Source organism: Aliamphritea spongicola, from assembly GCF_017051665.1.
Classification (GTDB): domain Bacteria; phylum Pseudomonadota; class Gammaproteobacteria; order Pseudomonadales; family Balneatricaceae; genus Amphritea; species Amphritea spongicola.
This window is the reverse complement of record NZ_JAFIDL010000001.1, coordinates 120332-143827: the sequence shown is the minus strand read 5'-3', so window position 1 is coordinate 143827 and position 23496 is coordinate 120332. Positions and strand designations below refer to the sequence as shown.

Genomic DNA, 23496 nt, shown 5'->3' with positions numbered 1-23496 from the left:
CAGCCCATTTAACGTAAACGACATCCGTTACAACTATGACCGATTACCATACTTACGCCGAAACTGTGTATCAGCAACTGCTGAACATGGAAGCCAATGCCAGCAGCGAACAGCTGTTTACCTACAGCTACCTGCTAGGCCACATCAGCCTGATCAGCAGCGCAGAAGGCAACACCTCAGAAGAGTTTATCAGCAGTGTTGAACAAAGCCTGGAAGACGCTTTTAAGGTTGATTATCTGGAAGACGAAGATAAAGCCGATATTCTCAGCGTCTGGCAGCAACTGAATACCGCTGGCTAAACCAGCACGCAGGTGGCCCGGAGCTGTATCAGGGCTGCCAGCGAAACTCAGACAGCTTCACCCTGCCATTCAGCACCACCACCCCCTCTTCCTGTAAACGGCCTACCTGACGGTCGTATCCTTCACTGCCCACCGGCAGAGAAATTTTTCCCTGGGCATTAATGACCCGGTGCCAGGGCAGACGGGAACCTTCCGGCAACTGCCCCAGACAACGGCCAACCATTCTGGACTTACCGGCCAGCCCGGCCAGCTCAGCCACCTGACCATAGGTGACTACTTTTCCCGGCGGAATCTGTCCCAGTACCTGCCAGATACGCTGATGCATTTCATTTACAGCCATTCTTCTTATCCGATCTGCCACATTTTTAACCCGCATCATACTGAGCGGCACACAATCACGACAACACTGTGCTGCCAAAATTCCCCGGAGGCTGCGAAAAACCTATAATAATCATAAATAGTACGGGCTTTTATTTACTTTCATGCGTATAATACTGCCTCTTTCGAAAACTCCCCCGGTGTTACCTGATATGTCCGATACCCCAGTCGCCTTTAGCGATCTTGATCTACCTGCTGCCGTCCTTAAATCTATTACCGAACTCGGTTACGAAACGCCGTCTCCGATTCAAGCCAGCTGTATCCCGCTGTTACAGTCCGGCAAGGACGTACTGGGTATGGCGCAAACGGGGACAGGTAAAACCGCTGCTTTTGCACTGCCGCTGCTGAGCCGTATCGACTTATCCGTCAGCAAGCCTCAGGTACTGGTGCTGGCACCTACCCGCGAACTGGCTGTACAGGTTGCAGAAGCATTCCAGGCGTATGCCCGCCACATTCCGGGATTCCACGTACTGCCAATTTACGGCGGTCAGAACTACAACATCCAGCTCAAGCAGCTGCGCCGTGGCCCACACGTTGTTGTAGGTACGCCGGGACGTATCATGGACCACCTTGACCGTGGCACCCTGAAACTGGACACCCTGAAAGCCATGGTTCTGGATGAAGCCGACGAAATGCTGCGCATGGGCTTCATCGATGATGTTGAAACCATCATGGCGAAAACACCGGAAGGCCGTCAGACAGCGCTGTTCTCAGCAACCATGCCGGAACAGATCCGCCGCATTACCAAGCGCTACATGAACGACCCTCAGGAAGTTAAAATTGCTTCCAAAACCACTACCATGGAAAACATCGAGCAGAAGTGCTGGATTGTTTCCGGGGTGAACAAGCTGGACGCGCTGGCGCGGATTCTTGAAACCGATGAGTACGGCGGCGTTATCATCTTCGCCCGTACCAAGACAGCCACCACCGAACTGGCAGAGAAACTAGAAGCCCGCGGTTACGCTGCTGCTGCCCTGAACGGCGACATGAACCAACAGTTACGTGAACGTACTGTACAACGCCTGAAAGACGCCAAGCTGGACATCCTGGTTGCCACTGATGTTGCTGCCCGTGGTCTGGACGTTGAACGTGTTGGTCTGGTTGTTAACTACGACATCCCTTACGACACCGAAGCTTACGTACACCGTATTGGCCGTACTGGCCGTGCGGGCCGTGAAGGTAAAGCGATTCTGTTCGTTGCTCCTCGCGAGCGCCGCCTGCTGAAGCAGATTGAACGGGCTACCCGCCAGCCAATTCAGACTATGGATCTGCCATCCCGCGATATGGTCCAGAACAAGCGTCTGGAATCATTCCGTGAACAGATTGCCAACATCTTCAGCAATGAAGACATGTCGGTTTACCGTGAGCTGGTTGATCAGCTGGCGTCTGATACTGAACTGGAAACACTGGACCTGGCCTCTGCCCTGCTGTACATGGCACAAAAAGAAAAACCACTGATCCTGCCGCCTGAGCCGGAACCACGCCCTCGCCGTGAGCGCGGTGACCGTCCTGAACGTGACGGAAAGCGTCGTGAGCGCATGCCAAGCGCCGATATGGACGTATACCGTCTGGATGTAGGCCGCAATGACGGTGTACAGGTGAAGAACATTGTCGGCGCTATTGCTAATGAAGCGGACATCAACAGCCGCCACATCGGTGATATCCGCCTGAACGATGACTTCAGTACTGTTCAGCTGCCAAAAGGCATGCCTGCTGAAACGTTGAAGCATCTGCAGAATGTTTACATCTGCCGTAAGAAAACCAATATCACACTTTTCGAAGGCGAACTGCCTGCGCGCGCACCACGCAAGCCTCGCTCAGGTAACAAGCCACGTCATCACGACAAGAGCCGCCCGCGCCGTCGTGACGACCGCGGCGAGTAAGATAAATATTAAAAAGCCCTGCACATGCAGGGCTTTTTTTGCCTTCTAAATTTGTCTTAAAACTTATCTTTTAAGCACAGACTGAAACTACTTCACCAGCAACCTTCCGGCAGGTTCAGATTCCTGCCGGTAATGGCGCACAATCCATTCATTCAGTTCACTTGCAGACTGAGGTGATGCGATCAGATATCCCTGCACCAGATCACAGTCCCGCTGTGACAGAAAACTGAGCTGAGCAGCATTCTCAACCCCTTCAGCCACTACCTCCAGCCCCAGCTGTGCCGCCATCGCGATGATCGCTGAAATAATTTTGCCATCACTCGGACTCTTCGGCACATCCCGGATGAAGGAGCGGTCAACCTTCAGCGCGTCAACCGGCAGCCGTTTGAGATAACTCAACGAAGAATACCCGGTACCGAAATCATCAATACTGATGCGAATCCCCAGCTCACGCAGTTGTTCCAGAACCTCAGCCACCTGATCAAGATGCTGAATCACGTAGCTTTCCGTAATTTCCAGTTCCAGATGCCGGGCCGGTAAACCGGTTTCTTCAAGCACATCCTTAACCGTTCCGGGCCAGTTACTGTTGATTATCTGCAAACCGGAAATATTCACAGCCACACGCATCGTCAGCCCCTGATCGAGCCAGCATTTCATTTGCCTGCACGCCTGTTGCAATACCCACTTACCCAGCGGAACAATAAGACCGCTGTCCTCCGCCAGGGGGATAAACTGGTCCGGTTCAACCAGTTGCCCGTCTTCTTTTTGCCAGCGGACCAGCGCTTCGATACTGTCCAGCCTGCCACTGGAGAGCCGCACCTGCGGCTGGTAATGCAAACGCAGCTGGGCAGTATCAATCGCATGACGCAGGCTACGCTCCAGTGAATAGTTCGCATAGGTCCGGACACTCAGCTCCGGTAGGTACAGCACTGCCTGATTCCGCCCGGATTCTTTGGCATGGTACATAGCGATATCGGCATGTTTAACCAACTGGTCCGCATCATTGCCATGTTCAGGAAAAACGCTCATACCAATACTGCAATGCACATTGACCCGGTGGGACTCAAGCTGAACCGGTAAAGAAAGGGACTTCATGATTTTCCCGGCAAGCACTCGCAGGGTGTCCTGCCCATCCAGATCTTCCACAATCACAACAAACTCATCACCGCCGAGCCTTGCTACCGTATCAGACTGGCGAATGCTGTCCTGCAGGCGCTTGGCCACCAGCTCCAGCAGTAAGTCTCCAACAGGATGCCCCAGGGTATCGTTAATATATTTAAAGCGATCGAGGTCAAGAAACATCAGGCCTACCTGACGCTTAAAACGCCTGGCCCGCTGAATTGACTGCTGTAACCGGTCATTGAACAACACCCGGTTTGGCAGCCCGGTCACAGCATCAAAATGGGCCAGATACTGAATCCGCTCCTCATCAGCTTTCTTTTCCGTGATATCTGTAAAAACACTGATGTAATGCTGCACCTTGCCACTGTTGTCACAGATTCGCTCAATGCTCTGCAGCGCTGGAAAAACAGAACCGTCTTTACGCTGATTCCATAATTCCCCCTGCCAGCGCCCCTGCTTATTCAGCACCTGGCGTAAATGAAAAACAAAGTGATGATCATGATGGGCCCGGCTGTAGAGAAACTCCGGACGCTTTTCCAGCACATCGGATTCTGAAAAGCCTGACATCCGGGTAAACGCTCTGTTCACCCGGATAATACAACCATTGGCATCCGCAATGATGATGCCTTCCTGGGTATTTTCAAACACCAGAGATGTAAGCTTCAGCTGCCGCTCTGCTTCCAGTTCCTGCAACTCAGAACTGGCCCGGCTGGCCGCCACCTGCAACAGCGAAAGAACAGCCTGCTCGTTGAGCATAGGTTTCTGATCCAGCATCACTATCAGACCGCTGCATGTACCTTCCGAACTGAACATCGGAATGCCTGCGTAGCTTTCCACTTCCATCTGCTGCAAGACTTCAACATCAGGAAAATGTAATAACAGATCCCTGGCATAAAAACAGACATGATTTTCTATTACCTTCTGACAGGGAGTGTCCGCCAGATAATAGTAAAAGTCTTTAACAATCTTCCCCTTAGCAATGAGACATAAACTGTCTACCCGCCCGGGCTCGGTTTTACTGATGACACCAATCAGTACATAAGCCACGTTAAATGTTTCCGCCAGCAAACCGGCCAGCGCATTAAAATAATCCGTGCCATGATGCCCGGTTACCTGACGGGCAAACCCTTGGAAGAACAAATCTGATAAATGCCGCTCAGTAATATCCTGAAGGGTACCGTGCACCGTTTCGGCGGTTACTTTACCCTGGCATTTCACATAGCGTACTGCCCCATCATCACCGGTTACCCGGAACTGACAGTCCAGCTCATTCTGATAACGCAAAGTAGTATAAAAGTAGTTTTCGACCCGCAGCCGGTCGTCACAATGAATGGTATTCAGAAACTGCTTATAACAATCTCCGGCATCAGCAGGCTCTACTCCCAGTATCCGGTGCATTTCATCACTGCAGGTCATCACCCGGTCAGTCACCGAAAGCTGCCACGAGCCAATTGCCGCTATCCGCTGGGAATGCAGTAAATTCTGCTCACTTTCACGCAGTGCAGCTTCCGTCTGACGGCGACGGCTGACCTCCCTTCTGAGACGGGTATTCCAGAGTAAAACGAGAAGAAAAACAAACCCGGTAAGGCCTGCAAAAATTAAAAGATAACCGCTCAGCGCTTCCCAGTGAATATGCCAGGAAGGAGACGGATTAATAACCTGGGAGGATTCTGGCTGATTGAGCAGGAATGTGACCAGTTGCTCCGGCCCGGCAGTATCCGGAACATGCCCCAGCGCAGCCTGCTGACTGAGCATTCCAAAACAAAGCATTATCCATATAAGCCGCCACACTACTGCCATACCCACCGCCCGTAGTCATAGGACTGCCCCTGAGCACCAGGAAAGCAGCCCGGCTGCCAGCAAACTGAAAGACAGTTATTAAACATCCCACAGAGAACATACAACCTTGAGCCCGGTCTGCATGCTTTGCATTGCCATGCAGAAATCCATTTCTGTAACACGAAGGTTACAATAAACAACCATAGCTCAAAATTATCAGCCTGTTAGCCTGAAGCGGTGATTTGCTGCCTAAAATATGGAATCAGTCCCCGGTCTCATCCAGTAGCAGCTCAGCATTGAAGCCCATAATAAGACTGCCCCATCGCTTACCCTTCACATACACAGGGAACGATAAGTCGTTCAGTACTTCACCGGTATCCCGGATGAACGTCTGTAACAGGAAATTGGAATCATGGGTTGCCCGGCGCTGTTCAGCCCGGGAGGCAAAGAAAATACGGCGGTGACGACTCTGCAGATTATCCGTCTCAAAATTACCGGTCAGCGGTTTGGAAACCTTCGCATGATGTGCCGGCGCATATCCCTGGCTATTTACGCCGATGGCGTAGATAACATCCGGCAACTCTTCAAGAAAACCATCCATGACAGGCTGAAGCCGTTTTTCGTAGATATCGGTGTAACTCAGATCAAACTTAGCCGGCTCCTGACCTTTATTAAGCCGCTGATACTGCTGATCAAATACATTCAGCCCTTCATCAGCCATCGCTTCCAGCGCGGTTTGCAAATCATGACTCCAGCGCTTACCGGCATCAATGATGGTTTCAAAGCTGCCATAACCGATTTTAAATCGCGAAAGCAGTTCCTGAGTATCTTCTGTGGCAGATTCCAGATCCCCTGAATACACCCTTGAAGACTCCATGCCTTCGCGGATATCGCAGCTGACCTCAGCAATTTTTTCCACATTCTCATGGGCATCCCGGTTGACGTGAGACAGCTGATCCAGGCTGTTGCTGATATTACCGAGCTGACCATTCACCTCTTCAAAATCATTCACCAGACGCTGAAAATGCTGGTTGGTATTGCCGATAAAACTCTCAGCATGCTCAATATTTTCAAGAATATCTTCCGCCCCTTTCTGGGTCTGCCCCATCAGCCGGGCCATCTGCGAAATATTCTCGTCAATTGCATCAGTTGCCTGATTAACCTGCAGGGAAAGCCCTCTTACTTCATCAGCAACGACTGCAAATCCCCGTCCGGCCTCACCCGCCCGGGCAGCCTCAATAGAAGCATTCAGTGCCAGCAGGTTAGTCTGCTCAGAAAACTGTTTAACCATCACCAGGATTTCAGTAATATTATTCGAACTGGCACTCAGCTGTTGCAAGGTGGACTGAAACCCCTGTGAAAGCTCAGTGATGCTGTGCACCTGATCAAGCACGCCGGTCAGCTCCGCCGAAGACTGACGTATCTCCTCCAGATTGGTTGCCGTAAACTCAGAAATATTCAGCGTATTCTTCGCCACCTCATCGATTGCCGCGGTTGACTCAGCACTCGCCTCCAGCACCTGCTGCGCCTGAGCCTGCTGAATACTGGTCGCTTCATAGGCTGACAGCAACACCTGCTGCAACCGGGTTGCACTCAGTGCAACATTGACGCTCTTATGCCGAGTATTGGAAATAATCCGCTTAAGGCTGTCCGAGAAACCATTGTAATCACTGGCCATCTGGGAAATTTCATCATGGGTAAATGCCGGTAAGCGGGCAGAAATATCACCATCCTGATTACGGATAGCGCTGAGCACCACAATCATTTCCTTAATCGGACGAAGAAAGAGGTGGCGCATAAAAAAGACCGAAAACACCGCAACAAATACTGTAAAACCCACAACCCCCCAGATCACCAGCAACATTTCATCCAGTAGAACCCGGGCCTCGGCAGGTAGCGTCTGCTGCTGCATCCCGGCCATATAATAGACAACGAACAGACAAAGCAGAACGGCGGGAGAGATCAGAAAAAGGACGTTTCCGATAATCTTTCGGGTAAGCGTGAAAAAGCAGTTTCGTTCAACAGCATCATACAGATTCATAGATATCAGTTCACAAACAGACCATGGAATGTTCACTGATCATGACAGCTCTCGCTGCTGAGCCGGTATTTTCAGGGCAGAACCAGCGTAGCGCCCTGTTGCTTCAGCCAGTTTTGCCAGCGCTTATAATCCGGACAGTACCGGGACACCAGTATCCAGAATGCAGCGGAATGATTCATATGCTTTAAGTGAGCCAACTCGTGAATTACCACGTAATTAAGCACTTCATCCGGGGCCATAATCAGCAGCCAGTTAAACCGTACTTCAGCCCTTGAATCGCAACAACCCCACTTTCGTCGAAAGCTTTTTACCTTGATTGATGCAGGAAAAAGTGCCATACGGCCCGACCATTCAGCGACTCTTTCTTCGAAAATCGCGACAGCCTGCTGCCTGAGCCACGTTTCAAGTAACTGCCGGCAGGCTTCTTCCTTACTCTTACGAACACGGCGGGAGATCTGAATGGTCACCACACCGTCCGAAAAGCAGACCTGGCTTTGATCTGCATCAGACAAAACCTTAAGAGGATAAGCGCTGCCCCGGTATAAAACCTGGCTGGCCTCAGTTATTTCAGCCTTATGCGCTTCAATCAGCTGCAGCTGACGCTGCAGTTCGGCATGACGTGTTTCAATCCAAACCCGGCGAGATGCCACAAAATTGTCAATCCAGCGCTGGCTGATATGCTGAGGCGCAAGCACACGCACCCCTTCCGGGCGAACCTGTATCTCCACTGTCTTGCGTCGGTTGCTGCGCCGCAACTGATAATCCAAACCGCCTGTCTCCGCTAACCGCTGATAATAATGGCAGGAAATTGTACCTCTTTTCCAACAGGCACCACATATTTACGGAAAAACTTTTACCGGCAAGCTCTGCGATTCGCCACAAAGCTTCATGAGCAAAAACAAAGGGTAACTGCGAACTTCAGTGACACACCCCGACCAAAGAGCTGCTTTTGAGCCACAAACCGGGTAACAGATCTTTGCAGTCAGCCCGGTAGCTGGTGCATAATTAGCCAGTTATGTAATACCTTCAGAATAAGTACACCCTGTGAGACAGTCATGAAGCGACCGACAAAAGCCGAAATACGTGCGCAGCTTGCACAGCATACCCAGGCATTCCTTAGCCAGGGCGGTGTGGTGAGTGAAGTAAACAGTGGTGCATCCGGGCTGATTGACGGCGCATATAACACCCGCAATTTTAATTTCACGGAGCCCCGTCAGGAACGCACGCCGTTAACAAGCGTAATGGCTACGATGGACGCCCGACGCTCTCAGAAACAGGCACCGGCAACCGTACGCCGCCCCCGCAACCGCAAGAAAGTCATTTATGATGATTTCGGCGAGCCACTACGGGTTATCTGGACAGAAGAGTAAGCCTACTGCAGAGACTTAAAACCTGCCGTAAACCCCATCAGAGACAGTGGAAACAAAACCTGTTTGCCATTATCACTATGAACAAAAGCAACCACTCCCTGCCGTCCTTTTTTCAACTCTGACAACAGACGATCATCCAGAACCATATCGCCACGGCACCGCTGTGAATCACAACTGTAGCCAACGCTGATGGCTGTATTATCATCGGTTTTAAACAGCAACATTTCTTTTGGGTCCAGCACCGGTGGTAAATGGAACATCACCAGCGCTTCTTTTGTTTCCAGATGATAACCAACCTGGGTGATCATTAGCGTTCGTTCATTATCAACCCGCTGCAGACGCTGGAGGATATAACAATACTCCCGGCCATCCGGAGCAGTCTCACACTGCCCCCGCCAGTCCCTGAACGTTTTTCCGTCAATCTCACCTGCCCGAACCGTCACAGCTGACAACACCAGCCCCAGACTTACCGCCAACAGCAACATTTGCGTCCAACCTGATCTAAGCATCACACCACCCTGGTAAGTTATTCAGATACTCCTATTGTAGCCTTATTCAAACACAAACCGGTATGTATGGCAGGTTTTATTCATGCCCGCCAGAAGACTGTCGGGATAAAACCTGCTCACAGATGTAATCCCCGATCGGGATTGCAGACGTTGCCGCCGGAGACGGCGCATTACACACATGGAGACTGCGCGGACTGCCTGCAAACAGGAAGTCATGCACCAGATCACCGTTGGACATCACTGCCTGAGCGCGGATACCTGCCGGATAAGGCTGCAAATCTTCTACGCGGATTTGCGGGCAATACTTCTGCACCAATTTAAGATAGCCGGGTTTCCACAGAGAATTTTTCGTTTCCACCAGACCGGTGCGGAAATGCTTTTTAAGTACCCGCCAGAAACCTCCGAAGCGAACCATATCTGCAACGTCCCGGAAGCTGAAATTGAACCGGCCGTAACCTTCACGCTTCCACCCCTGTACGGCATTTGGCCCGACTGTGACTGTGCCATCAATCATCCGGGTCAGATGCACCCCGAGAAACGGCAAATCCGGATCAGGAATCGGGTAAATCAGATGTTTAACCACATCATTATATTTTTCCGGTAACTGATAATACTCACCACGGAACGGAATGATCTGAAAATCCGTTTCAATCCCCAGCATTCGGGTAGTCCGGTCTGCCATCAGACCTGAGCAGGCAATCAGAAACTCACCGTCAAAAGTCACACGCTGCCCGTTATACTTTGCGGTCGCCCTGACATATTCAGAAGTTTCTTCCAGAGCAACGACCTCATGGGATAAACGGATGTGCCCGCCCAACGCCTGAAACCGCTCAGCCATACGGGTTGTGACTAGGCGATAATCAACAATTGCCGTATCATTCACCAGAATAGCGCCGAGACCGACGATATTCGGCTCCTCAGCTTTTAACTGAGCAGCATCAAGCAGTTGCACATCAATACCATTGTCATGGCAACGCTTGTACAGCACCTGCATCCGCTCCACTTCCAGCGGTGTGGTGGCAACCAGTAACTTGCCACACTGCTGAAAAGGAATATCATTCTCCCGACAGAACGCCAGTGTCGCGGCCACACCTGCTTTGCAGAACTTTGCTTTCAGGCTGCCGGGGGCATAATAGACCCCGGCATGAATCACACCGCTGTTATGACCGGTCTGATGCTGTGAATACGCCGCTTCTTTTTCCAGCAACACTATTTGCTTATCAGGAAAGCGCTGCTGCAGTTGCCAGGCAGTGGATACGCCGACGATTCCGCCGCCGATAACAATGTAATCGTATTTCATCTGTTTCTCTGTATATAACACGCCGTTACTGGTAAAAATGGCCACGCTGGCGCAGCAACTCGCGACTCAGCTCCGGATGGGCGACAAACTTATCCCGGCCGTGCAGCCAGCAATGATTCTGCACAACCAGCATTGAACCAACCGGCAACGGCACTCTGACAAAATTCGGATCAGCTTCCAGCGACTCGCCCATTTCATAGAGATAGCGCCCCTGCGCCATATTCTGCGGTTCTGCAAACTGATCGATAAATAACATATGCGGTTTACCCTGCGCATCCTCTTCGAAGAATACCGGATGCTGAACCTTTGTGCTGACGTTCTTGGACTTTGGCGCCCCCCAGAGAATATCCTGTTTGGCCAGCGGGTGATGATAGAACTTTTCCAGCTCCTGCCACTCATCCACATGCAGTAACAGGGAATCTCCCCCTTCCATGTTGACTTCAGCCAGCTTTTGCATCAGCACAAAGTCCGTCCGCTCATCCACATAGGTACCATCATTATGCAACTCCATCCGCCGGTGGGCCTGACGCAGGTAACTGTCTGAGTTATCAGTATTCTTTACCGTGAAACGGGCATAAAACTTACCATACATCGCGTCATGGTTCGGCACGCCGATCAGGTGTGACACCGCCGTGGACAGTTTAATATCCAGCTCGGTTGCCTGCTCAGCATCCAGCCCTTCAACAGGCGCAGCATAATTCAGCAGGAAAGCACCGGTATCCCGGCTGCGCATGATGGCATTCAGCAGTAGAGCCAGGCTGTTTTCAGTCAGCTCATCCAGAAAGTCCGCGATTGCAAAACGCAGGAAAGGTTTGTATTCAAGTGCCTGTAATGGCCAGTGCTCCGATCCTTCCGCAAATCGCTGCATTACATCAGCCTGTAAAGTGACAACCTGCAGTCGCGGATTATCCGCAAACGGTTTGGTGGTAAACCCGCAACACTCCTGCGTAGTGATCATATCTGGCAGTACGGCATTCATACTCTTTCCTCCGGTAGCAAAACTGACATTATTTTTGTCGACGAATCACAATAATGTCGACATTTTTAGTTTGCGTCAACATTTACGATTAATATATTTGATTCACGCCATACATCCCGTAAACTTCAGTCTGACATTTTCAGTGATCAGACAGCATGCAAAGTGATAACAAAGACAACAGTGCCGGTCGTGTAGTTGGCGACCTGAAAAAGGATATTTTGCAGGGTTTCTTTGCCCCCGGGGAAAAACTGGCAATGGCACGCCTGAAAGCGCGCTATAACGTTGGGGTAAGCCCCCTCAGAGAAGCCCTTTCGCAGCTTTTAATCGAACAACTGGTGGTGGTTGAGAATCAGCGTGGCTTCCGGGTACATCCCATCAGCAAAGAAGAAATGCTGGACATCTATCAGACCAGGGCCCGGATCGAAGCATTATGTGTTGGCCTGGCTGTTGACCAGGGTGACGATGAATGGGAAGCCAGCATTCTTGCTGCTGCCCATAAAATGCATAAGTTCAGTTCCGCTATGGAAGCGGATCCGCAGGAATGGGAACGCCGTCACCATGAGTTTCACAGTGCGATCGTTGCTGGCTGTAACTCCCCCACACTTCTGGCTGTCAGACGCTCACTGTACGAGAAAGCCTCCCGTTACCGTAACCTGTGGCTGACTGACAATATGCAGCAGACTGATTTCTTTGACGCCAACCGCAAAGAACACGACCTGCTTACAGATGCACTGCTGAAGCGTGACCGAGACACCGCGTGCCAACTTATTGAGCATCACTTGCTAAGCCCCAGCAAAGCATTGCTGGCAAGTCAGATAATCCCGGATAAAACAGTGTAGCCGTCACAGACGGCCACACCCTGGCGGATAAAAGACCGCCTGCTACAGGGGCAGGATCAACCCGCCCCTGAGTATTTACCCTGCCGGCAAACTCCTTTGCCGACAGCTGGCTTCAGCCGCCACCGCCCTTGAGATCATCTTCCGGTACCTTCTCCGCGTAGGACTTACTTAATTCATCATCACGGAAATCGTAGCTAACGATACGGCCAAACTCACGGGCCAGACCAATATCACGCAACAAGTGATCATCAAGGTATTCCAGGCGCTGGGCATTAATACGCGCAGAGAAAAACCCGTTAACTTTTTCGGTAATACCGGCCAGAACAGTAATTAACAACATGACTATCTCCTTTTAGCCGGAGACAAAAAGCAAAAGCAGGAAAATCTTTAAGAAAGGTTTTACAGCGCCGCTTCATGTCCCGCGGCAACTGTAAAATGATTTATTCAGTAATCAGAGTACAGGCACGCAGACACGCAACCGGATTCCACATAATGTGGCGGTTGACTTGTCGGTATGAAATGACGTTAAAGCAACGTTGCATTTTCATTGCGGCCGGATTCCAATTCAAAATAAACAAAAAAGAAACTGCTGAACGGATGTCAGCAGCAGACATTTAAATCTCTTTTGTACAACAGATCAAGTAACTTTATTAAACAGACACAAAAAAGCCCTCACAGGGAGGGCTTGGCAACAGCAATATCCGCCTTATTCGACCTGAGCGATAAGGCTGGCATTCCCCCCCGCTGCTGTTGTATCAACACACAAATGACGCTCAATCACGTAACGTTCCACGGCACCCGGTTCAGTCAGCAGCGGCAGTAACGCACCGCTGCGCTCAGCCAGCGCCTGACGGTATGCCTGCAACTTAGCCGGCTTCGCCTGACTGGCAACCGCGGCAAACCCTTCACAGCCGATCAGGGCAACGTCATCCAGACTGCCATTAATACCTTTCACAGCAAAACCTTCCGGCAGACTGTCTACCAACTGAGCAGCACCGGCGGCCACAGCAATGGCCGCATTCCCCTGCGACAGCGCCATCAGTAACTGCTCACGCAGGCTAGCCAGATCCGGTCCCAGACACAGCACCACACCACGGGCATGGTTGGTCAGCAAATTAAGTTCACCGGTCGGCCCCGGCATATTGTGTTCAGCGTCCAGTTCAGGCAACGGTAGCTGACACACATCAGCAAGGGCTGCCAGCTGATCAGCTGAAGGGACTACAGCAGGCAGCTGCTTAACGTCTGTTATCATGGCCTGAAGCGTCTGAGCCGAAACCGTTTCAACCGACTGTTCAGCAACACCGGTATACTGCGCTACCTGCTTAAAACGCTGTACATATTGCGGCCCACCGGCTTTAGGCCCGGTGCCGGACATACCTTCACCGCCGAATGGCTGTGAACCGACCACCGCACCGATCTGGTTACGGTTAACATACATATTGCCTGCCTGAATACGGCTGACCACCTGCTCGACACGGTTATTCACCCGGGTGTGCAGGCCGAACGTCAGGCCATAACCCTGAGCATTAATTTCATCAACCACTGCATCCAGCTGTTCTGCATTGAAGGTAACCACGTGCAGCACCGGCCCGAAGATTTCTTCCGGCAATTCAGCAATCGAATCCAGACGGATAACAGTGGGTGCAACAAAACGTCCTTCAGATGGTACTGGCAGACGCTTAAGTACACGGCCCTGATCCGCAAATGCCTGACAATGAGCATCGATCTTCTGCTTTGCAGCCAGATCAATCACCGGTCCGATATCCGAAGATAGCTCCCACGGATCAGCCAGTGTCAGCTCATCCATTGCGCCATAGAGCATTTCTAACAGCTCTTCAGCGATGTCTTCCTGCAGATACAGAACCCGCAATGCAGAACAGCGCTGACCGGCACTCTGGAATGAGGAAATCAGTACGTCACGCACCACCTGTTCTGGCAGCGCCGTTGAATCCACAATCATGGCATTCAGGCCACCGGTCTCAGCAACCAGCGGCGCTTCAGGTGACATGGTTTTCGCCATCATACGGTTAATGGACTGAGCAGTTGCAGTTGAACCGGTAAAGCAAACACCGTCGATCCGACTGTCAGATGTCAGCGGTACACCCACTTCCAGGCCACTGCCAGGCAACAGCTGTAAAGCTGCCGCCGGTACGCCAGCCTGACGCATCAATTCAACCGCCCGGGCTGCAATCAGCGGCGTCTGATCCGCCGGCTTAGCCAGCACCGCATTACCTGCCGCCAGACAGGCCAGCACCTGACCGGAGAAAATGGCTAACGGGAAGTTCCACGGCGAAATACAGGTCAGCACACCGCGGCCAGGCTGCTGATCACCGATACGGATCGCTTCGTTCGCATAAAAACGGGCAAAGTCGACCGCTTCACGGACCTCACCAACGGCATCCAGCATGGTCTTACCGGCTTCCCGGCAAACCAGTGCGAAAAACTCAGCCGCATTCGCTTCATACACATCTGCAATCTTATTCAGTACTGCGGCACGTTCCTGAGCAGAAAAAGCCGACCACTCACTGAAACCTTCACGGGCAGCAGCAATTGCCTGCTGCACATCTTCAGAAGTTGCACTGATAACAGTACCCACCTGATCTGCTTCCAGTGCAGGATTCATAACGGCCGCCGCATTACCGGCAGCTTCAGCGCCAGCAATCATCGGTCCGGCGCTCCACTGGTGCTGTTTAAAAGCGGCACGCTGTTCATCCAGTGCAGCTACCACCAACGGATCTGTGATATCCCAACCCATTGCATTCTTGCGCTCTGCACCGTAAATATCTGCAGGTTTAGAAATGGTCTGGCTGGCAATTTTTCCTTCCAGCGCAGCAACCGCTGTAAAAGGGTCCGCCGCAATGTCTTCCGGCTGAATCCGGGTATCAACGATCTGATTCACAAAAGAACTGTTGGCACCGTTCTCCAGCAAGCGGCGAACCAGATAGGCCAGCAGATCCTGGTGTGCGCCTACCGGTGCATAAATCCGGCAACGGGTATTTTGGCTTTTCAGAACAGTGTCATGCAGAGACTCACCCATGCCGTGAAGCCGCTGGAACTCAAACTGATCGTTAGAGATATCCCGGGCAAGGTGCAGGATTGCCGCCACTGAGTGAGCATTATGGGTGGCGAACTGTGGGTAAATCCGGTCGGTCATGCCCAGCAGCTTTTCTGCACAGCACATGTAGGAAACATCAGAGTTCAGCTTACGGGTAAAGACCGGAAAGCCATCCAGGCCCAATACCTGAGCCCGCTTGATTTCAGCATCCCAGTAAGCACCTTTCACCAGACGCACCATAATCTTACGGTCCAGTTCTTCGGCGCAGTTATACAGCCAGTCCAGCACAAAGGATGCCCGCTGGCCAAATGCCTGTACCACTACACCAAAGCCACTCCAGCCTTTCAGCTCAGGACGGGCCAGCACGGCGTAGATAACATCCAGCGACAGATCCAGACGGTCCGCTTCTTCAGCATCAATGTTAAAGCCCATGTTGGCTTCTTTGGCCTGAACAGCCAGACTCAGTGTACGTTCAACCAGCTCTTCCATCACCCGTTCGCGCTTGGCGAACTCATAACGGGGATGTAAGGCCGACAGCTTCACTGAAATGCCAGGATTCATGCGAATATCATCATGTACGCATGCCTGTGCAAGCGCGCTGATAGCATCGCTGTATGCACGGTGGTAACGCAGCGCATCGGCATCGGTACGGGCAGCTTCGCCCAGCATATCGTAAGAATAAGAGTAGCCCTGAGCTTCCAGCTTCGCCGCCCGGCGGGTGGCTTCCTGAATATCCCGGCCCAGCACAAACTGACGCCCCAGTTCTTTCATTGCCTGTGCAACTGCAGTCCGGACCAGAGGCTCACCTAAACGCTTAACCATTCCCTTGACGGTCTGCCCCAGTGAACGGCTTTCACTGGGTGCCAGCAGCTTGCCGGTAACCAGTAACGCCCAGGTAGAAGTATTCACCAAAGAGGAATTAGAATGACCCAGATGCTCGCGCCAGTTACCGGTCGCAACCTTATCTTCAATCAGCGCATCAATCGTGACAGTATCCGGCACCCGCAGCAGTGCTTCTGCCAGACACATCAGGGCAACACCTTCTTTAGTGGTCAGGCCGTATTCCGCGAGAAACTTTTCCATCATTGACGGGCTGCTCTCGGTACGCACCTTACGCACCAGATCAGCAGCATTACGGGAAATAACCTCACGGTCACCGGCAGTCAGACGGGCATTGGCAATAAGGTCTGAAATCACCCCGGCCTCATCAGCCAGGTAATGTTCACGGATAGCTTCGCGGCAAGATTGAATACGCGGATGCATAGGGTCACCTCTAAAATTATTATGCAATCATTCTAGCTGCAACACGAAAGACGCTTTCTCTAAATTATAAAGATAAGCACCATCTTACATCTAACTTCAAAGCTAAAGAGAAGACAAAAACTAATTTTAAAGACCAAATATAGGAATAACTTAAAAAACGATCTGTTTCTATCAGTCCCGCAGCTTTACCTGAACTTTAGCAAACATCCAGCGTACCGACTTACTGGGGGGACCAAACAACTTACTCATCATAACCGCAGCCAGCGTCGCTGCTACGATTCCCGGCAGCAATTCATACAGCTCAAACCAGCCACCTTCCATCTGCCGCCAGACCACAACCGTAATCCCCCCGGCCAGCATCCCGGCGACAGCCCCGACACGGTTCATCAGCGGCCAGTAAAGAGACAGCAACATCACCGGCCCGAAAGTAGCCCCCAGCCCGGCCCAGGCATAGGCAACATATTCAAGAATATCCGCCTGTTTATCGATCGCCAGCCAGACGGCCATTGCTACTAGCAGCAATACCGCAAAGCGGCCAATATCAGCACTCAGGCCGTCTTCGGCCTCACGGTCAAAAAACAGGGCATTACAGTCCTCAGCAACGGTCGATGCCGCCACCATTAACTGAGAATCCACACTGCTCATAATGGCTGCCAATACCGCCAGTGACAGCAAAGCGGCCACCCAGGGGCTGAACAGTGCATTCAGCATCGCTGTCAGCACTCCGTCAGAATCCGTAAATGTATCCGGCAAGGTAATCAGGGCCAGCAAACCGGTCAGACAGGCGCCTACCATTACCAGTGCTGCCCAGCTCACAGCAATATATCGTGCCCAGATGATTTTGTTTTTTGAAGAGATCGCCTGAAAGCGCGCCAGCACATGAGGCTGACCAAAATACCCAAGCCCCCACACCGTCAGGGAAATGATACCAATCGCTGAAATCGCCTGCCCTTCAGGATTACTGAACATATCCACCATAGCAGGATTAGCCGCCTGCAGGGCGCTGAAACTTGCTGCCAGATGATCCGGATCTTCGATCAGTGTCAGCGGCACCGCCAGCAAGGCAGCCAGTACCAGCAATGCCTGAAAAACATCGCTCCATGACACCGCCAGAAATCCACCCAACAGCGCATATGAAGCAACCACCAGTCCGGCAATGATGATCGCAATACGTGAATCCCAGCCAAAAACAGCGGCCAGCAATTGCCCTACCGCCAGCAAACCTGCGCTGGTATAGAGCAACATAAAGCCAAGAATAAATATCGCGGCAATCAGCCGGATCAGCCGGCTGTTATCTTCAAAGCGATTATCAAGATACGCGGGAATCGTCAGGGTATCCCCTGCCAGTTCAGAGTAAACCCGCAAGCGGCGAGCCACAAACACCCAGTTGAGCCACATGCCCACCAGCAAACCTGCTACCAGCCAGAGCACATGGAACCCGGTGGTCATCGCCAGCCCGGGCAAACTCAATACCAGCCAGGCGCCCATATCACTGGCGCCGGCACTTAACCCGCAGGACCAGGCACCCAGGCTCCGGCCACCCAGAAGATAGTCCGACAGATCTTCGTTACGCCGGAACGCCAGATAGCCAATCAGCACCAATAGCGCCAGGTACACTGCATATGCCACTGCCAGCATATTTGCCCTCGTTATTATTCTTAATACTGCTTATTAATATGACAAATTTCCCACTACAGATTCAAGCATTTAGCTAACCTGGAGCTGTTTTAATCACAGATATCCGGCAGAAACAAAAAAGCCCCTGCCGAAGCAGGGGCTTTGATTCAACGGATCAGAAACACCGGTTATGCCAGCTCAAGCAGAACGCTGAGCGCCACAGAGAAGATGGCACAGTCCACCAGCTTGGTGTTTTCAATGTCTGCCAGCGTATTGTTCCAACGGGTCAGCAGATCCTTATGGGATTCGCTCCACTGGGTCAGACGCTCTTCAACTGTCTGATCAGATTCACTGCTGCGCAGCACACTGAGTGTCAGCCCACGTTGCTGGGTGTCCAGCTCAATACGGTAGCTGTTCTTCGCCAGTGCCTGCCAGTGGTTAGCCGCTTTGAACTCACGGATCTTACGGTCAAGCCCTACCAGGTTCAGACGGGTACCCAGACCGAAGTATGTCCGTGCAACCACTTCCACACTTTCATCCAGCTCAGAGGCCACATCGATCACATCCAGCAACCAGTAGAGGCTTTCTGTGGCCGCAGCAAACGCGGCCAGACGCTCAGGCACACCTGCGGTCTTATAATCCTCATAGCGTTCAGACATACGGTTATCCGGTACAGTGCTGCTGATCTTCTCAGCACTGGAAACCACATCATCGATTGCTGCTTTGTAGCTTTCCAGACAAGGCTCCAGACGCAAGCCGTCACGGCGGTTACGTAACAGCCAGTGGCTACCGCGGGTCAGCAGCTGAATCATGTCACGCATCATGGTGACCTGAGTATCACATGGTACCTGATAATCCAGAGACTCAACTTCACCCCACATGGTATCGATGTCGTAAAGCTCACGAACAATCATATACGCCGCAGCAATATCGCTGTAATCCAGGCCTGTTGCCGTACGCAGGTTGTTGACGTAAACAATACCCATACGGTTAACCAGATCGTTGGCAATCTGAGTCGCCGTAATTTCACGGCGCAGACGGTGATTACGTACCGCTTCAGGGAAGGCTTCCAGCAGACGTTGCGGGAAAGCGGTTTCCATTTCACGGGAGAAGCTTGGGTCGTCAGTGATCCAGGAATTAATCAGCGCCTGCTTCAGCTCGATCTTCGCATAGGAAATCAGTACAGACAGTTCCGGACGGGTGAAGCCCAGCCCTTTCTCTTTACGCTCCTGCAGCTCATCTTCGCTCGGCAGGAATTCCAGCTGCGGATCCAGCTTACCTTCTGCCTCCAGACGGCGGATCAGACGGATGTAATCATCCATCGCACCGGTTGCATGCAGTTCAGCAATGTTCAGCGCCTGAGCCTGACGGTAGTTGTTCTTCAGTACCAGATCAGCAACATCGTCGGTCATATCACGTAACAGCTGGTTACGCTGCTTAACCGTCATATCACCCTGACTGACCAGCTCGTTCAGCAGGATCTTGATGTTTACCTCATGGTCGGAACAGTCTACGCCACCCGCGTTATCGATGAAGTCAGTGTTGGAAGAACCGCCGTTCAGACCAAATTCGATCCGGCCCAGCTGTGTGAAACCTAAGTTACCGCCTTCACCCAGCACCTTACAGCGCAGCTCATTACCGTTCACCCGCAGACTGTCGTTGGCCTTATCGCCCACATCAGCATGGCTTTCCTGGGTCGCTTTCACGTAGGTTCCGATACCGCCGTTCCAGATCATATCCACCGGCGCTTTCAGCAGGCGGTTTAACAGATCGGTCGGCGCCAGACGGTCTTCTTCAATATCAAAGCGCGCTTTCATCTGCGGGCTGATCTTGATCCACTTCGCACTGCGCTCAAAAATACCGCCGCCTTCGCTGATCAGCTTGGCGTTGTAATCGGTCCAGGAAGAACGTGGCAGTTCAAACATCCGCTTACGCTCGGCAAATGCCGGTGCAACGTCCGGATTCGGATCGATAAAGATATGCATATGGTTGAAAGCAGCCACCAGACTGATGGTCTCAGACAACAGCATGCCGTTACCGAATACGTCCCCGGCCATGTCACCGATACCAATCACCGAGAACTCTTCTTTCTGGGTGTTGATATCTTTCTCACGGAAGTGACGCTTCACAGACTCCCACGCACCACGGGCGGTAATACCCATGCCCTTGTGGTCGTAACCCTGGCTACCGCCGGACGCAAAAGCATCCCCCAGCCAGAAGTTATACTCTTCAGAAATCGAGTTAGCGATATCAGAGAAAGTCGCAGTACCTTTATCCGCTGCAACTACCAGATACGGATCGTCTTCATCACGACGGACAACGTGCGGCGGGTACACCACATCAGAGCCCACCAGATTATCGGTGATATCCAGCAGGCCGCGGATATACAGTTTGTAACACTCGATACCTTCTGCCTGAATCTCTTCACGGCTACCGTTAACCGGCATCTTCTTACAGATAAAGCAGCCCTTCGCACCCACCGGTACGATAACTGAGTTCTTCACCTGCTGTGCTTTTACCAGACCCAGTACTTCGGTACGGTAATCCTCGGTACGGTCCGACCAGCGCAAACCACCACGGGCAACCTTACCAAACCGCAGGTGTACACCTTCCATCCGCGGTGAGTAGACATACACCTCGTATGCAGGCTTAGGCAGAGGGATATCCGGAATCGACTGGGAATCAATCTTGTATGAGTAATAAGACTTCGGCTTACCGTCTTCCGCCATCTGGAAGAAGTTAGTCCGCAGAATCGCCTGAATCACCACCAGGAAGCGGCGCAGAATCTTATCATCATCCAGACTCGCCACACCTTCCAGCGCTTCCAGAATGCTTGCTTCAATGGCTTCAACACGGCTTTCGTCACCGGATTTTTCCGGATTCAGACGGGCATGGAACAGCTCAGTCAGCTGACGGGTAATCGCAATGTTCCGGTGCAGTACTTCTGCCATAAACGGCTGGGAATAACCAAAACGCAGCTGCTTAATGTAACGGGCGATGGCACGCAGCATCGCCACTTCACGCCACGCAAGGTTACCGCCGATAACCAGACGGTTAAATTTATCACTGGCAGCACGGCCTTCCCAGACACTGATAAAGGTGTCCTGCAGAATGGTCTTAACCTGTTCCAGTTCAATCGCATCTTCCTGGCCATAGCTCACCAGGAAGTCACTCACCCAGTACGTGTTACCGTCAGCCGCTTTAATCTGGTACGGATGCTCATTCAGTACCCGCAGCCCCAGATCTTCCAGAACCGGAATCACATCGGACAGAATCAGAGACTCGTTCGCACTGTAAAGCTTGAACTTCAGGATACCGCTGGATTCCTCAAACGAGCGGTAGAAGCTCATGGAAATCTGACGGTCATCACTCAGGCTGTCCAGATGCTGGATATCCGATACAGCATTGCCCGTTGAGAAGTTCTCCATATAGGACGACGGGAATGCACTGCGGAAATTAGTGTTATAACGGCTGCCTTGCTCTTCACCGAAGGCTTCAATCAGATTGGCCTGCAGATCATCCGGCCATGAACGGGACATTTCCAGAATGCGCGCTTCAATGGTCTTGATATCAACATCTTTCTGCTGTTCAGGATCCACATAGAGTACGAAATGGGTACGGGACAGGATCGACTCAGATACCTGGGCGTTAACCTCAGAGTCCAGCGCATGGAAACCGTCAACCAGCAGCTTGTGAATCCGGCGACGTAACTGAGTGGTGTACAGATCGCGGGGAATGTAATACAGGCATGAATAGAAACGCTTACTGGAATCCTGACGCACAAACAGGCAAGCCTTGCGACGCTCCTGCAGGTTAAAGATGCCCATCGCAGTGTCTTGCAGTTCCTGAGCACTTGCCAGCATCAGTTCTTCACGGGGCATATCAATCAGGTGCTGTACCAGCGCCTTATGACTGTGACCGCCAGGCTCAAAACCGCACTCAGACAGCGTCTGAATAACCTTGCGGCGAACCATCGGAATACTCATCGGCTTGGCGAAGAATACTGAAGAGGTGTACAAACCATAGAAACGGTGCGCACCGGTCACCTTACCCTTGGCATCAAACTGTTTAACGATGACCAGGTCACGGTATGCCGGACGGTGAACCGTGGAACGGATGGTATCTTTACTGAAGCTAACCAGATCACTGTTGCAGGCAAAATCACGCTCACAGTCAGTCAGCACATGGCTGGCCTTCTTATCGGCCGCCAGCCGACGAATACCCAGACGGCTCTTCACATCGGCGTTTTCTGTGACTTTCTCGCCAGCATGCTTGTAACTTACATTCTCATAACCCAGGAAGATGAAATGTTCATCCAGCATCCAGTCGAGTAATTTACGGGCTTCCTTAATTTCCGGGTTGTTGGCATCGGTCTCTTTCAACTGCTCTTTAACAACCTGTACCTGATCCTGCAATTCACGGAAGTCCTGAACCACATACTGTACATCTTCCAGCACACTGGCCAGGGTGTCGCGCAATTCATCCAGCATTGCCGGATCAGAATCCCGGTCTATTTCCAGGCAAATCACCGATTCCATACGCGCTGCATCACTGCGCTCTTTAGGCGTAGTCACATTGACCAGCTGATGCTTTTTATCCCGTTCAACCGCCATCACGCAGTTGTTGATATTATGAATAGCCACTTCGCGGCGGTTCAGTTCCATGCGAACTGAATCAACCAGGAATGGCATATCTACGTTATGAATCTGTACAACTGTGTGGTTTGAGTGCCAGCCATAATGTTCAAAATCCGGGTTAAACACCCGCACTTCCGGCTTGGTACCGTCATAGTTCTGAATAACCTGCCAGTATGAATAAGCAGTAGAGTAAAGATCTTCTAGAGATTTGCGCTGCAAATCTGAGGGGGGTGAAACACTGAAAAACTGGTGAGCATAGTGAGTAATGGACTGTGCGAGGGATGAATCGACCTGTGCACATAATTTTTCGGTCAACAGATCCATGATCTGTGCCTTGGTCAGACCAGCGAGTTGATGCATATTTTTTTGACTCCAGATAGCAATTACGTCGCGCGAACTTGCTTTAAAGCCCTGGTCAGGAAATG

General features: G+C 51.7%; 15 protein-coding genes. 4 read left to right on the top strand and 11 right to left on the bottom strand.

Annotated elements, in window-relative coordinates; genetic code table 11:
• Window positions 1-35 precede the first annotated feature (35 nt).
• Window positions 36-299 (top strand): YfcL family protein, encoded by a 264-nt coding sequence (locus tag JYB63_RS00690; protein WP_205655822.1) that lies wholly within the window; start codon window positions 36-38, stop codon window positions 297-299.
• 28 nt (window positions 300-327) lie between these two features.
• Here the strand turns inward: JYB63_RS00690 and JYB63_RS00685 are convergent, their stop codons facing one another.
• Complete coding sequence (locus JYB63_RS00685; protein WP_205655821.1) at window positions 328-639, bottom strand: MGMT family protein; 312 nt, start codon at window positions 637-639, stop codon at window positions 328-330.
• Window positions 640-829: 190 nt separating this feature from the next.
• On the opposite strand from JYB63_RS00685, the gene JYB63_RS00680 reads away from it, so the two are divergent.
• On the top strand, window positions 830-2560 hold the full coding sequence (locus JYB63_RS00680) for a DEAD/DEAH box helicase (protein WP_205655820.1): 1731 nt from the start codon (window positions 830-832) through the stop codon (window positions 2558-2560).
• 87 nt (window positions 2561-2647) lie between these two features.
• Here the strand turns inward: JYB63_RS00680 and JYB63_RS00675 are convergent, their stop codons facing one another.
• The 3 genes from JYB63_RS00675 to JYB63_RS00665 form a co-directional block, all read right to left on the bottom strand.
• On the bottom strand, window positions 2648-5482 hold the full coding sequence (locus JYB63_RS00675) for a bifunctional diguanylate cyclase/phosphodiesterase (protein WP_205655819.1): 2835 nt from the start codon (window positions 5480-5482) through the stop codon (window positions 2648-2650).
• Window positions 5483-5723: 241 nt separating this feature from the next.
• Window positions 5724-7373 (bottom strand): methyl-accepting chemotaxis protein, encoded by a 1650-nt coding sequence (locus JYB63_RS00670; RefSeq protein ID WP_243431766.1) that lies wholly within the window; start codon window positions 7371-7373, stop codon window positions 5724-5726.
• Between the two features lie 200 nt (window positions 7374-7573).
• Window positions 7574-8269 carry a M48 family metallopeptidase gene (locus JYB63_RS00665; protein ID WP_205655817.1) on the bottom strand — a complete coding sequence of 232 codons (696 nt, stop codon included), beginning with the start codon at window positions 8267-8269 and terminating at the stop codon, window positions 7574-7576.
• Between the two features lie 288 nt (window positions 8270-8557).
• Here JYB63_RS00665 and JYB63_RS00660 point away from each other — a divergent pair, with 288 nt between their 5' ends.
• A complete protein-coding gene (locus JYB63_RS00660; protein ID WP_205655816.1) occupies window positions 8558-8872 on the top strand; it encodes a hypothetical protein in 315 nt (104 codons plus the stop codon).
• Between the two features lie 2 nt (window positions 8873-8874).
• On the opposite strand, the gene JYB63_RS00655 is transcribed toward JYB63_RS00660, so the two are convergent.
• The 3 genes from JYB63_RS00655 to glaH all read right to left on the bottom strand — a co-directional run bounded on the left by JYB63_RS00655 (window position 8875) and on the right by glaH (window position 11660).
• On the bottom strand, window positions 8875-9381 hold the full coding sequence (locus JYB63_RS00655) for an invasion associated locus B family protein (RefSeq protein ID WP_205655815.1): 507 nt from the start codon (window positions 9379-9381) through the stop codon (window positions 8875-8877).
• A 76-nt stretch (window positions 9382-9457) separates the two neighbouring features.
• The gene (gene lhgD / locus JYB63_RS00650) at window positions 9458-10681 is read right to left on the bottom strand and encodes an L-2-hydroxyglutarate dehydrogenase (RefSeq protein WP_205655814.1); all 1224 of its coding nucleotides are present in this window, start codon (window positions 10679-10681) and stop codon (window positions 9458-9460) included.
• Window positions 10682-10706: 25 nt separating this feature from the next.
• Window positions 10707-11660, bottom strand: coding sequence for a glutarate dioxygenase GlaH (gene glaH, locus JYB63_RS00645; protein ID WP_205655813.1), 954 nt, complete (start codon window positions 11658-11660; stop codon window positions 10707-10709).
• 155 nt (window positions 11661-11815) lie between these two features.
• On the opposite strand from glaH, the gene csiR reads away from it, so the two are divergent.
• Window positions 11816-12499, top strand: coding sequence for a DNA-binding transcriptional regulator CsiR (gene csiR, locus JYB63_RS00640; protein WP_205655812.1), 684 nt, complete (start codon window positions 11816-11818; stop codon window positions 12497-12499).
• Between the two features lie 112 nt (window positions 12500-12611).
• Here the strand turns inward: csiR and JYB63_RS00635 are convergent, their stop codons facing one another.
• The 4 genes from JYB63_RS00635 to JYB63_RS00620 form a co-directional block, all read right to left on the bottom strand.
• Window positions 12612-12839 carry a DUF1127 domain-containing protein gene (locus tag JYB63_RS00635; RefSeq protein WP_205655811.1) on the bottom strand — a complete coding sequence of 76 codons (228 nt, stop codon included), beginning with the start codon at window positions 12837-12839 and terminating at the stop codon, window positions 12612-12614.
• Window positions 12840-13205: 366 nt separating this feature from the next.
• Window positions 13206-16817, bottom strand: coding sequence for a bifunctional proline dehydrogenase/L-glutamate gamma-semialdehyde dehydrogenase PutA (putA, locus tag JYB63_RS00630; protein WP_205655810.1), 3612 nt, complete (start codon window positions 16815-16817; stop codon window positions 13206-13208).
• A gap of 171 nt (window positions 16818-16988) precedes the next feature.
• On the bottom strand, window positions 16989-18455 hold the full coding sequence (gene putP, locus JYB63_RS00625) for a sodium/proline symporter PutP (RefSeq protein ID WP_205655809.1): 1467 nt from the start codon (window positions 18453-18455) through the stop codon (window positions 16989-16991).
• Between the two features lie 167 nt (window positions 18456-18622).
• The gene (locus tag JYB63_RS00620) at window positions 18623-23431 is read right to left on the bottom strand and encodes an NAD-glutamate dehydrogenase (RefSeq protein ID WP_205655808.1); all 4809 of its coding nucleotides are present in this window, start codon (window positions 23429-23431) and stop codon (window positions 18623-18625) included.
• Window positions 23432-23496 lie beyond the last annotated feature (65 nt).